The following is a 10,491-nucleotide window of genomic DNA, read 5'->3' as shown; positions in this document are numbered from 1 at the left end:
CGAGGGGGAGGGGGGGGCGAAACTGGCCCGCCTAAGGGGCGGGACCGGCAGGTTAACTCGCTCTTTTTCTGCGCGAAATTCGCGCTGGCGAAACTTTTTCTTTTGGGACGTGGGGTCGGGTTGGCCGCGCGAAAGGGTGAAGCATGGGACGACGCAAGGACGATCCCGCCTTGCAGGCGGCCAAAGGCTATCCCGGCAAGCGCAAGGGAATGACGGATCGGGCCATCAAGGCCCAAGCTGAACGCGCCGAGCATGAGGCGACGGACGCCGATCCGTTCGCGGTGCCGGCTCTATTCAGAAAGGCCCCGGCTTACTACCGGCGCGCAACCGACCTCTGGAAATCGCTGACGGAGACGCTTCGGACCTCCGGGCGTCGTCGGCCTGGCTATCGCGCGGCGCTGACACGTTATTGCATGTGGTCGCAGATGTACGAGGACGCGGCCGAAGAACTGCGCCGGGACTGCCCGAAAGGCGGCAGCACCTACAAATGGACGCCGGTCGGCGGCGAGGAGCGCGTCGGCCAGCATCCTGCGGTCAAGATCATGCGTGAAGCCGAGCCGATCCTGCGCGCGATTGAGGATGATTTCGGCTTCAATCCTCGCTCCGATAGCGCCCTGACCCGCGTCGAAAGCTTCAACCGCTCGCAGCAACCCGACTTGTTTGCGCGATCGGCACCGGCTCCCGAGGCTTCCAGCGCAGTGCCTGCCGAGGCTGATACGGGGAGCGATCCTTTGGACCTTATGAACAGCGCGGACACGCGGTCCCCGCCGACGATGCAGTGACGCCATGACGAACACGATCGCGGCGGCGCTGCCCTCTTGGCTAGAGCCCGTCGCCGACGATCCCGCCTATGAATGGGCGGTGCTGGCGTGGCGGCGCGCCTCGGCCATTGAGGGTGCATGGTTCGATGCGGGCAAGGCGGACAAGATCGTCGCCGCTTGGCCCCGTATCTTTCGACTGACGAACGACCGTTTCCGGGGCGTCCCGTTCAAGCTCCTGCTCTGGCAGGAGATCACGGTGCGCCTCTTGGTCGGCTGGAAAATGTCGATCGAGATCATCGATCCGGCAACGCATCTCCAGACCACGGCGGACGTTCGCGTTTATCGACGGCTAGACCTCTGGATACCGCGTAAGAACGGCAAGTCGGAGTTCCTGGCGGCGCTCGGTGTCCTGTTCTTCTGCTTGGAGAAGCTGCCGGGCGCGGAAGGATACGTGTTCGGCCGCAATGAAGATCAGGGTCGTGTGCCCTTCGAGAAAATGGCGGCGATCATTTCGGAAGGGGTGGGGCTTCGCGAGGACCGGCACGGAAACGTGCGGATCATCCTCATGAAAAAGTCCATCTTCCTGCGCGAGACCGGCTCCACGCTCCATCTTTTGACCGGAAAGCCGGACGGGAAGCACGGGCGCTCGCCGACTGTGATCCTGGGCGACGAAATCCACGAATGGATCACCCGCGAACTGGCGGACACGCTGCGACAGGGAACGGGTGCCCGGCTCCAGCCGATCGAACTCTACGCCTCGACGGCGGGCCGCAAGTCGGGCCGCGTCGGCTGGGAGTGGTATCAGGAAAGCCTGGAGATCATGTCCGGGGCGAAGGACGATCCCCGGACGCTGGTCGTTCACTTCGCAATTGGCGAAGAGGACGATTGGACGGACGAAAAGGTCTGGCGAAAGGCCAACCCTTCGCTGGGCCTGACCCCGACGCTCGATTATCTGCGGACAGAGTTCAAGAACGCCAAGGGAAGCCCGGTCAAGGAAGCCATCTTCCAGTGCTATCACCTGAACCGTTGGGTCGATCAGGTCGGCGGCTGGCTTCCGAAGTCGCAATGGAAGCGGTGCGCTGTCGAGCCGAACGGCTGGCGAGCGCTTCGCCAGCGGATGCGGGGCCGGCGCGCTTGGGGTGCCTGCGACGTGTCGGCAACGCGCGACATCACGGCGCAAGTCTGGCTGTTCGAGCCCGAGGACGAGGACGATCGGTGGACGCTCCTGCCGCTCTTCTGGGTGCCGGAAGAGACCCTGAAAGAGCGCGCTGAACAGGATCGGCGTGTGGACTGGCTCGGCTGGGTTCGCGAAGGCGCTCTCCTGACGACGCCGGGCAACAGTGTCGATCAGGATTTCGTCAAGGAAGCCATCATCGAAGGTGGTCGAGAGTTCGAGCTGTTGGGGCAGGGCTTCGACCCGTGGAACGCGGTGAAGCTGATAAGCGATCTGGAGAAGGGCGGTTTCCCGATCGACATCTGCCACGAGCAACGGCAGGGCCACGCCACGCTTGGCGAGGGCACGAAGCGTTTCGAGCGGCTGGTGTTCGCCAGCCAGCTCGATCACGGGGGGCACCCGGTGCTCGCCTGGATGGCAAGCCATTGCCGCGTCCGGTTCGATGAAAACCTGAACTATGTGCCGGCCAAAAAGGCCAGCGCGGACAAGATCGACGGCATCGTTGCCGCCGTCATGGCGACGGCGCTCGCCGTCAACGCAACCGAGGCCGGCGATCTCGACGGCTTCACCTCCAACCCTGTGATGGTGATTTGATGGGCAAGAAACGGGAGCGGCAGGCGAAGGCCGCGCCGTCGAATGCGATCACGCCGATCGGGTCGAAAGATGAGCGGAGCGGGCTCGCCGATGCCGGCGCGCTGGCGGCGGCGATCGGGCGCAAGAGCCATGCCGGCAAGTCGGTGACGCTCAACGCTGCGATGCAACTCGCCACGGTCTGGGCCTGCATTCGCCTGACGGCGCAAGCCGTGTCGGCTCTGCCGCTCGGCACTTTTCGGCGCGAGGCGGATGGCGGGCGAACGGCGGTGGACGATCACCCGCTCGCCGAAGTGCTGGAAGTCAGCCCGAACGCCGATCAGACCTCGCTGGAGTTTTGGGAGGCGACGGTGGCTTGGCTGATCTCGACCGGCAATTCCTACGCGGAGAAAGTCGAGTTCGGAAAGCGCCTGTCGTCGCTCCAGCCGCTCGCCAGCACCCATTGTCGTCCGGTTCGCCAGCCTGACGGCGAGTTGGTCTATCGCGTCACGGATCGCGGCAAGAGCGAGGACATGCCGCGTTCCAAGGTGTTCCACATCAAGGGGTTCGGCTTCGGTGGCGACCTCGGCCTCTCGGCCATCGCCAACGGTGCCGAAACCTTCGGCGCGGCCATGGCGACAGATGAGGCGGCGGGCAAGATTTTCGGCAACGGCTTGAGTGTCAGCGGCGTCCTGTCGTCCGACCAGCTCTTGAAGGCGGAACAGCGCGAAAACCTGCGCAAGTCGATGCTGGCCTATGCCGGCTCGACCAATGCCGGCAAACTGATGATCCTCGAAGCCGGGCTCAAGTATCAGCAGATGACGCTGAACCCGGAAGACGCCCAGATGCTGGAAACCCGGCGCTTTCACATCGAAGAGATGTGCCGGTGGTTCGGGATGCCGCCCATCATCATCGGCCACGCGGCCGAAGGGCAGACCATGTGGGGCTCGGGTGTCGAGCAAATCCTCCTGGCTTGGCTGGCGCTCGGCATCAATCCGATTTGCCGGCGGATCGAAGCGCGGATCGTCAAAGACCTCGTTCCCCCTGGCGAAAAGCGTCGGCTCTACTGCGAATTCAACCGCGAAGGGCTGCTCCAGATGGACAGCACGGCCAAGGCCGCCTTCCTGTCGCAGATGACGCAGAACGGCCTGATGGATCGCAACGAAGGCCGTGCCAAGCTCAATCTTCCGCGCCGGGAAGGCGCGGGCGTCCTGACCGCGCAGACCAATCTCGCGCCGCTCGACCAGCTCGGCGCGATCGGCGGCGATGCGTCCGCTGCGCGCAACGCTCTGGCCTCCTGGCTCGGCCTTTCTGGGAACTGACGATCATGAGCAAGCGAACACTTCCCGCCGCCACGATCGTGGCGCGTCCCGGTATGCGCACGGAAACGACCCCGGCCGCACTGGAGCGTTGGAACCCTGATGTGCAAGCCGCCAGCGACGGCGAGGCTGACAACACCATTTCCGTGCTCGATGTGATCGGGGCGGACTGGTACGGCGAAGGCGTCACGGCGAAGCGCGTCTCGGCTGCGCTTCGCGCGATCGGCAAGCGCGACGTGGTGGTCAATATCAACTCGCCGGGCGGATCGTTCTTCGAAGGGCTCGCGATCTACAATGCCCTGCGCGAGCATCCGGCGCATGTGACGGTGAAGGTGCTCGGGATCGCGGCTTCGGCGGCGTCCGTGATCGCCATGGCCGGCGACGAAATCCAGATTGCCCGATCCGGCTTTCTGATGATCCACAACACCTGGATCGTCGCCTCCGGGGATCGCCATGCCCTTCGCGACGTGGCGGACTGGCTGGAGCCCTTCGACGCGGCGGCCGTGGACATCTACGCCGCTCGCACCGGCATGGACGCCAAGGAACTGGCGAAGATGCTGGATCGCGAAGCGTGGATCGGCGGCAATGATGCCGTGTCCAAGGGCTTCGCCGATAGCCTTCTCTCGGCGGATGCGGTTGAAAACCGCGCCCGCAACTCGGCCGAGGGCCGCTCCACCGTGGCGGCTCACAAGCTCGATACCCTTCTCGCCCAGCTCAATGTCCCGCGCTCGGAGCGCCGGGAGATCGTCCAGGCGCTGAAAGGCGGCACGCGCGACGCTGCCGCAACCGGCACGCAAGACGCTGCCGTGATCGCCGAGGTTTCCGACCTCCTCGCCAGCCTGAAATCCATCTGATCCCAAGGGGACACTCCCATGTTGACCAAAACGATGCCGCTGGCTCCGCTCGCGGCCCTTCTTGCCATGTCTCGTCCTGCGGCGGCTCTGTCGGACGTGCGCAATGACGCGATGGACGCCGGCAAGCTCGAACAGCTCCTGAAGGACGTGAAGAGCGAGCTGACCCGCGTCGGCGACGACGTGAAAAAGACGGCTGAAAACGCCCTCAAGCAGAGCGCCGACGCCGGCAAGGTGACGGCCGAAGTTGCCCAGAAAGCCGATCAGCTCCTGACGGCGCAGGGTGCGTTGAAGGACGCTCATAACAAGCTCGAAAACCGTCTGAGCGAGCTGGCCGATCGCAATCTCGATCTCGAACAGCGGCTGTCCAGCCGGTTCGGCGGCGCTGGCGGGCGCGAGGCTCCCAAGTCGCTCGGCGAACAGGTCGGCGCGTCCGATGCCGTCAAGCAGTTCGCTGCGGGCGGCGCGCGCGGAACGGTGAAGGTCGAAGTCCAGAACGCGATCACGTCGGCGAGCACCAGCGCCGGCACCTTGATCGTTCCCGAGCGCGAGGCCGAAGTTCTCGGCATCCCGCGCCGGCAGATGACGATCCGCCAGCTTCTCGATCAAGGCTCCACCGCCTCGAACCTCGTCCAGTACGCCAAGCAGACGGCTCGCACGAACGCGGCGGCTCCGGTCGCCGAAGGGGCGCTCAAGCCCGAGTCGAATTACGAATGGCGTCTGTCGGAGGCAGCGGTGCGCACGATCGCGCATTGGATTCCCGTATCGCGTCAGGCGATGGACGACATTCCGCAGCTTCAGGGCGAGATCGACGGCGAGTTGCGCTATGGTCTCGACTTTGCGGAAGAGGCCCAAATCCTCAAGGGCTCGGGCGTCGGCGAAAATCTCAACGGCCTGATGACGCAGGCGACGGCCTATGCGGCGGCCTTCACCCCGTCCAGCAAAACGATGATCGACACGATCCGTTTGGCGCTGCTTCAGGCATCGCTGACGGAGTTTCCGGCTGACGGCATCGTGCTGCATCCGACCGATTGGGCTCGCATCGAACTGACCAAGGATGCCGGCGGAAACTACATCTTCGCCAACATCGTCCAGCTCGCCGGGCCGCAGCTCTGGGGTCGCCCGGTGATCTCCACGCAGGCGCAGGACGAGGATAACTTCCTGGTCGGTGCCTTCCGTTCGGCGGCGAAAATCTACGATCGCATGGACGTGGAAGTCCTGATCTCGTCCGAGGATCGCGACAACTTCGTCAAGAACATGCTGACGGTGCGCGCCGAAAAGCGCCTGGCTCTCGCTGTGAAGCGCCCGGCCGCCCTGATCAAGGGCCGCTTCTCGGCCTGATCCTGACCAGCGGGCGGCGTTCGCGCCGCCCCTTTTGCCCTTCTGACATCACTGGAGACAGGACCATGAGCGTGAAAGCGCGCGCCCTCTGGGGCTTCCAGCACGGCGCGGAAAGCGTCCGCGCTGGCGACACGATCGATGTGGAGCCAGAGACCTTCGACAAGTTGAAGGAAAACGGGCTGGTCGAGAAAGACGGCGGCTCGGCTTCTCTGCCGGCGGCCAGCGGTTCCGGGGCTCCGAATGCCTCGGCCATCGATCTCGACGGCATGTCGGTGCCCGAGCTGCGCGACTTCGCGGCCACGAAGGGGATCGATCTCGGCGAGGCCACGAAAAAGGCCGAAGTGCAGGCGGCTATCAAGGCCGGTCTCGCGGCGGCACCGGAGGCTTAAGGATGGCCGTCGCCGTCATAGAGCCGCCCCGGCCGCTTGTGACGGCGGCGGACATTCCCGGCGTTCACGGCGCGAGCGACCCGTTCGTGACGGCCATGATCGCGGCGGCGCAAGCCGCGATCGACGGCCCGACCGGACCTTGGGGGCTCGCCCTCGGAATTCAGGTGCTGGAATGGGAAACGGACGGGTTCGGCTGCGGGGCAGGCGAGGTGATCCGGTTGCCCTATGGTCCGGTGCTCGAACCCATCGCCGTCAGCTATCGAAACGCTGCCGGCGCTTGGGTGGCGATCAGCGTTTCGGGCTTGGAGGTCTCGCGGTCGGGGATCGTCGCGCCTATCGGCGGATGGCCGGCAACGGCGACGGGCGAGGGCGTCGTCCGCATTCGCTGGCGGGCGGGGTTCGCCAAGCGCGATGGCGGCGCGTTCGTTCCCGATCCGCCCGCAAGCGCGGTGGCGGCGGTGATCCTCGCCGCGCAGCATCTCAAATCCTTGGCCGGTCAGAACCTCTTCCTTCGATCCGAAAAGGTCGATGGCGTCGGCGATCAGACTTGGACGGTCTCGGAGGCGGCGGGCAAGGCGATCGAAGCCGCCACGGCCAATCTGATGAAGCCGCTTCGGGTGTTCTCATGACGCCGAAAGCTCTGAGGATGCTCCAGACCTACCGCCAGCTTATGCCGCGCGCGACGGTCACGTTTAAGCGCGTGGGCGAGGCAGATTGTCCGGCTCGGGCGCGGGTCGAAGGTCTGCCGCCGGATGAACTGGTCGGCGGGCTCGATCAGCTCGTGCGCCGGATGATTGTCCTGGCCGAGGACATCACATTCGCTTCGCCCCTGCGCCGGGGCGACAAGGCTGTCATGGCGAACGGCGACATCCTGACGGTCGAAGTCTGCGACGCGGACAAGCGATGCGTGGACGGGACTGTCATCGCCTACGAACTCACGGCAATCGGATGAAGATCAAAGGTCGTATCACGTCGATCCGTCGCCAAATTCAGGCGATCCAAGATCGGTCTCTCTCGCCGCAGGCAAGGGCCAAGATGCTGGCCGATCGTGCCGAGCGGGCGATCGAAGAGGCGTCCGCCCATAACCGGGCCTTGCTCGGCCGAGCCGTCACCCATCGCGTGACGGTGGACGGGCGCGAGGATGCGCCGCTTTCCAGCGTCAAGCCGAATGGCGTCATCATCGCCAATTTCGACCTCGGGCGCGACGTTCTGGAGTGGATCGGCGAACAGCTCGTGAAGGCGTCTCCGGTGCTGACCGGGGCCTATGCGCGATCTCATGTGCTGGAGATCGACGGCATGGAATGGGATGGTATCGGCCCTATGCCCAAGGGCAAGGTGTTCAAATTCTCGAACCGCCAGCCCTATGCCCGCAAGATGGAGCCGCGAAAGCGGGTCATCTCTGAGGTTCAAGACGCGGCGGGGAACACGGTGCGCGGTAGTCGGAAGATGCGCGGCGGTCGGCGCAATTGGCGCAAGCGGACGAAGACCGATGTCGGCCAATCCGATCAGGCGCCAGAGGGTGTCTATGCCGTCGTTGCGGCCATGGCGCGCGAGCGCTACGGCGATGTCGCCTCGATCAGCTATTCGGTCAAGAACTTCGACCCTGACACGGGGCTGAGCCGCCCCGCCATTACCGTGAAGCTTTACTGATGGCCCGGTTCGAAGTCGTCTTGGCCGTTCGGACGTTTCTGGCCGCGAACTGGACCGAATGCCCGATCGTTGAGGAAAACACCGGGTTCGAGACGCCCAAGAACGGTTCTCCGTTCGTGATGGTCCAGTACCCTTACTCGACATCTGAGCGCCTGACGTTCGGGACGCCCGGCGCGAACACGCATCGCGAGACCGGGGGCTTTCTGATCTCGGTCAATGTGCCGCGCGGCGAGGGCGTCGATCGCGGTCGCCAGTGGGCCGATCGGCTCGCCGACCTTCTGCGCGGAAAGACCTTCGGCCACCTGCGTATCCAGACGCCGAACTCGCCGCCGACAGACGATCGGAACGAGACCGGCAACTATTTCCAACTCAGTTTCGCCGTGCCGTATCGGTTCGATTACGTCGGCTGACGCTCCCTAACATCGCGAGGAGAATACCATGGCATTCGCTGATAGTAGCGAGGTGCGGGTCGCCTATGTGCCCGAAGCCGCGTACGGCGTTACACCCGCCACGCCGAGCTTCAAACAGCTCCGGTTGACCGGGGGTGGCCTGTCTACGAACAAGACGACGGGCGTGTCCAACGAGCGCCGCCCGGATCGCAATGTCTCGGGTGTGTTCGAGACGGGTCAGGACGTGACGGGCGATCTGCCGTTCGAGCTTACCTATGGCAGTTTCGATGACATCTTTGCGGCGGCTCTCTTCGGAGATTGGTCAGCGAACAAGCTCAAGAACGGGAAGGTTCGCAAGAGCTTCACATTCGAGGAGACGATCGAACTCGGCGTGACGGACGCCTATTCCCGCTTCACGGGCGTCATGGTCAATTCTCTGTCGCTGTCGATCAGCGCCCGCGCCGAGGTCACTGGCACCTTCTCGCTCATGGGGCAGAAGGAAGCGCTGGACAATGCGCCGGTGACTGGCGCGACCTATGCCGATCCGGCCACGACGCCGATCCTCACGGCGTCCGCCAATATCGCCAACTTCCAGGTGACGGGGCTGGATGCGGGCGCGAAGGTCCGCTCGATCAGCCTCCAGATCGCCAACAATCTGCGCACTCGGCCAGTCGTCGGCTCCAAGTTCTCGGAAGAGTTCGGGGCGGGGCGGTGTGAGGTCTCGGGCACCGTCGAACTCTATTTCAGTTCGAACGCCCTTTATCAGAAGGTTCTGGATCACGGCTCGGGAAGTCTGTCGTTCGAGATCGGGATCGCGTCCGGTGAGAAGTACCGCTTCACCCTGCCGAAGCTGATTTTCGGCAACGGGCCGCCTCAGAAGGGCGGCAACGATGCGGACGTGATGATCTCGCTTCAAGTGCAAGCCGTGTTCGATCCCGTGACGGCCTGCTCGGTCATGCTGGAAAGGGCCATCGCTTGAAGACGGTCCTGATTCTCGAAGGCTTCCACGCCTATCCGAACGGCCAGCGACGCGACTTCGCGGCGGGCGACACGCCCGATCTGGCTAACACCTTCGCCGATTTGATCATCGGCAAGGGCCTTGCCGAAGAGGCCGGCAAGTCCGCTGGCGGCAGCAAGGCCAATCCCGATCCCGATCCGGCCGCATAGGCCGGTACGTCCGCGCGAGCGGATCGGCCGTGGTGCTCGTCGGGACGCCACGGCCACCCATCCCGACAATCCAAGGACTATGATCATGGACATCGAAGCTATCGTTTCCGACCGCGCCGCCATCGAACAGGGTGCGTGGGTGGATGGCATCCCCGAAATGGGCGAGCTGCGCCTCAAGGTGCGCGGCCAGACGAACCCGGATTTCCAGCGCATGATGCAACGCCTGACGGCGGCTGTGCCGCGCAGCAAGCGCGAGGGCGGGCGCATCGATCCCGTCGAGATGGATCGCATCATCGGCACGACGCTTCACGCCACTGTGCTTCTGGATTGGGAGGGTGTGAAGGTGGGCGGCGAGATGAGGCCTTATGACAAGGCGCTCGCGTTCCGGCTCTGCACCGAACCGCGCTACCTCCGCTTCCGTCAGGCCGTCGCTTGGGCGGCTGGTGAGGTCGATGATCTTAACGCGGAAGCCGAGAAGGCCGACGCGGGAAACTGATCGAATATCTCCGCTGGAGCCGTAAGTGGGCGGACAAGCTCGACTTTCTGGAGCGTGTCGAGCGTGAGGATGGGAAGACGCCGCCGGCGCTTCGGGATCGCCCCGAGCTGGCGGATCATCTCGTCTATATCTGGAACGCCTTCCAGATCGTCTCCACCGACCGGCCCAGCGGCATGGGCCTAGCCCCCATCCCGTTCTCGGCCATCGATCGTTTCGCGCGGCGCTACGCAATCGCCTGCGTCGATGAGTTCGAGCGATTGCGCCGGCTGATCGGCGAGATGGATCGGGCCTTGCTGGACGATCTCGCGGCCGAACAGGAGCGGGACAGGGCGGCCCGCAAAGGTCGAAGATAGGGCGCGGTTGAACCCGCGCCCTTTTTTGTGT

General features: G+C 64.5%; 14 protein-coding genes. All 14 read left to right on the top strand.

The annotated features are described in order from the left end of the window. Positions 1-143 precede the first annotated feature (143 nt). Entirely contained in the window at positions 144-782 is a 639-nt protein-coding gene (locus NS365_RS04200; protein WP_058599025.1) for a P27 family phage terminase small subunit, read from the top strand. A 4-nt stretch (positions 783-786) separates the two neighbouring features. Then, positions 787-2,529 carry a terminase large subunit gene (locus NS365_RS04195; RefSeq protein ID WP_058599024.1) on the top strand — a complete coding sequence of 581 codons (1,743 nt, stop codon included), beginning with the start codon at positions 787-789 and terminating at the stop codon, positions 2,527-2,529. Continuing rightward, positions 2,529-3,827, top strand: coding sequence for a phage portal protein (locus NS365_RS04190; protein ID WP_058599023.1), 1,299 nt, complete (start codon positions 2,529-2,531; stop codon positions 3,825-3,827). The genes NS365_RS04195 and NS365_RS04190 overlap by 1 nt, the downstream gene beginning before the upstream one ends. A gap of 5 nt (positions 3,828-3,832) precedes the next feature. Continuing rightward, the gene (locus NS365_RS04185) at positions 3,833-4,678 is read left to right on the top strand and encodes a head maturation protease, ClpP-related (protein ID WP_058599022.1); all 846 of its coding nucleotides are present in this window, start codon (positions 3,833-3,835) and stop codon (positions 4,676-4,678) included. An 18-nt stretch (positions 4,679-4,696) separates the two neighbouring features. Then, positions 4,697-6,016, top strand: coding sequence for a phage major capsid protein (locus NS365_RS04180; protein ID WP_058599021.1), 1,320 nt, complete (start codon positions 4,697-4,699; stop codon positions 6,014-6,016). A gap of 65 nt (positions 6,017-6,081) precedes the next feature. Next, positions 6,082-6,405: a hypothetical protein gene (locus tag NS365_RS04175; RefSeq protein WP_058599020.1), complete on the top strand. Its 324-nt coding sequence runs from the start codon at positions 6,082-6,084 to the stop codon at positions 6,403-6,405. A 2-nt stretch (positions 6,406-6,407) separates the two neighbouring features. Continuing rightward, complete coding sequence (locus NS365_RS04170; protein WP_058599019.1) at positions 6,408-7,034, top strand: hypothetical protein; 627 nt, start codon at positions 6,408-6,410, stop codon at positions 7,032-7,034. A gap of 17 nt (positions 7,035-7,051) precedes the next feature. Then, positions 7,052-7,357 carry a hypothetical protein gene (locus NS365_RS04165; RefSeq protein ID WP_058599018.1) on the top strand — a complete coding sequence of 102 codons (306 nt, stop codon included), beginning with the start codon at positions 7,052-7,054 and terminating at the stop codon, positions 7,355-7,357. Next, positions 7,354-8,055 carry a hypothetical protein gene (locus NS365_RS04160; protein ID WP_058599017.1) on the top strand — a complete coding sequence of 234 codons (702 nt, stop codon included), beginning with the start codon at positions 7,354-7,356 and terminating at the stop codon, positions 8,053-8,055. Before NS365_RS04165 ends, NS365_RS04160 begins: the two co-directional genes overlap by 4 nt. Beyond that, the gene (locus NS365_RS04155; RefSeq protein WP_058599016.1) at positions 8,055-8,465 is read left to right on the top strand and encodes a phage tail terminator-like protein; all 411 of its coding nucleotides are present in this window, start codon (positions 8,055-8,057) and stop codon (positions 8,463-8,465) included. The genes NS365_RS04160 and NS365_RS04155 overlap by 1 nt, the downstream gene beginning before the upstream one ends. A 28-nt stretch (positions 8,466-8,493) precedes the next feature. After that, entirely contained in the window at positions 8,494-9,423 is a 930-nt protein-coding gene (locus NS365_RS04150; RefSeq protein WP_058599015.1) for a phage tail tube protein, read from the top strand. Next, positions 9,420-9,611, top strand: coding sequence for a hypothetical protein (locus tag NS365_RS04145; RefSeq protein WP_058599014.1), 192 nt, complete (start codon positions 9,420-9,422; stop codon positions 9,609-9,611). The genes NS365_RS04150 and NS365_RS04145 overlap by 4 nt, the downstream gene beginning before the upstream one ends. A gap of 85 nt (positions 9,612-9,696) precedes the next feature. Then, positions 9,697-10,107, top strand: a complete 411-nt coding sequence (locus NS365_RS04140) for a hypothetical protein (protein ID WP_153003644.1) — start codon at positions 9,697-9,699, stop codon at positions 10,105-10,107. Then, complete coding sequence (locus NS365_RS25295) at positions 10,104-10,460, top strand: phage tail assembly chaperone (protein ID WP_430515410.1); 357 nt, start codon at positions 10,104-10,106, stop codon at positions 10,458-10,460. The genes NS365_RS04140 and NS365_RS25295 overlap by 4 nt, the downstream gene beginning before the upstream one ends. The last annotated feature ends 31 nt before the right edge of the window (positions 10,461-10,491 follow it).

This window comes from Aureimonas ureilytica (genome assembly GCF_001475935.1).
In the GTDB taxonomy this organism is placed as follows: Bacteria; Pseudomonadota; Alphaproteobacteria; order Rhizobiales; family Rhizobiaceae; genus Aureimonas; species Aureimonas ureilytica_A.
This window is presented reverse-complemented; position numbering and strand designations above follow the sequence as displayed.

What these genes read in the sequence shown, in the direction of transcription:
- NS365_RS04200 (WP_058599025.1), top strand. Translation starts at nt 144, where the DNA reads ATGGGACGACGCAAGGACGATCCCGCCTTGCAGGCGGCCAAAGGCTAT.
- NS365_RS04195 (WP_058599024.1), top strand. Translation starts at nt 787, where the DNA reads ATGACGAACACGATCGCGGCGGCGCTGCCCTCTTGGCTAGAGCCCGTC.
- NS365_RS04190 (WP_058599023.1), top strand. Translation starts at nt 2,529, where the DNA reads ATGGGCAAGAAACGGGAGCGGCAGGCGAAGGCCGCGCCGTCGAATGCG.
- NS365_RS04185 (WP_058599022.1), top strand. Translation starts at nt 3,833, where the DNA reads ATGAGCAAGCGAACACTTCCCGCCGCCACGATCGTGGCGCGTCCCGGT.
- NS365_RS04180 (WP_058599021.1), top strand. Translation starts at nt 4,697, where the DNA reads ATGTTGACCAAAACGATGCCGCTGGCTCCGCTCGCGGCCCTTCTTGCC.
- NS365_RS04175 (WP_058599020.1), top strand. Translation starts at nt 6,082, where the DNA reads ATGAGCGTGAAAGCGCGCGCCCTCTGGGGCTTCCAGCACGGCGCGGAA.
- NS365_RS04170 (WP_058599019.1), top strand. Translation starts at nt 6,408, where the DNA reads ATGGCCGTCGCCGTCATAGAGCCGCCCCGGCCGCTTGTGACGGCGGCG.
- NS365_RS04165 (WP_058599018.1), top strand. Translation starts at nt 7,052, where the DNA reads ATGCTCCAGACCTACCGCCAGCTTATGCCGCGCGCGACGGTCACGTTT.
- NS365_RS04160 (WP_058599017.1), top strand. Translation starts at nt 7,354, where the DNA reads ATGAAGATCAAAGGTCGTATCACGTCGATCCGTCGCCAAATTCAGGCG.
- NS365_RS04155 (WP_058599016.1), top strand. Translation starts at nt 8,055, where the DNA reads ATGGCCCGGTTCGAAGTCGTCTTGGCCGTTCGGACGTTTCTGGCCGCG.
- NS365_RS04150 (WP_058599015.1), top strand. Translation starts at nt 8,494, where the DNA reads ATGGCATTCGCTGATAGTAGCGAGGTGCGGGTCGCCTATGTGCCCGAA.
- NS365_RS04140 (WP_153003644.1), top strand. Translation starts at nt 9,697, where the DNA reads ATGGACATCGAAGCTATCGTTTCCGACCGCGCCGCCATCGAACAGGGT.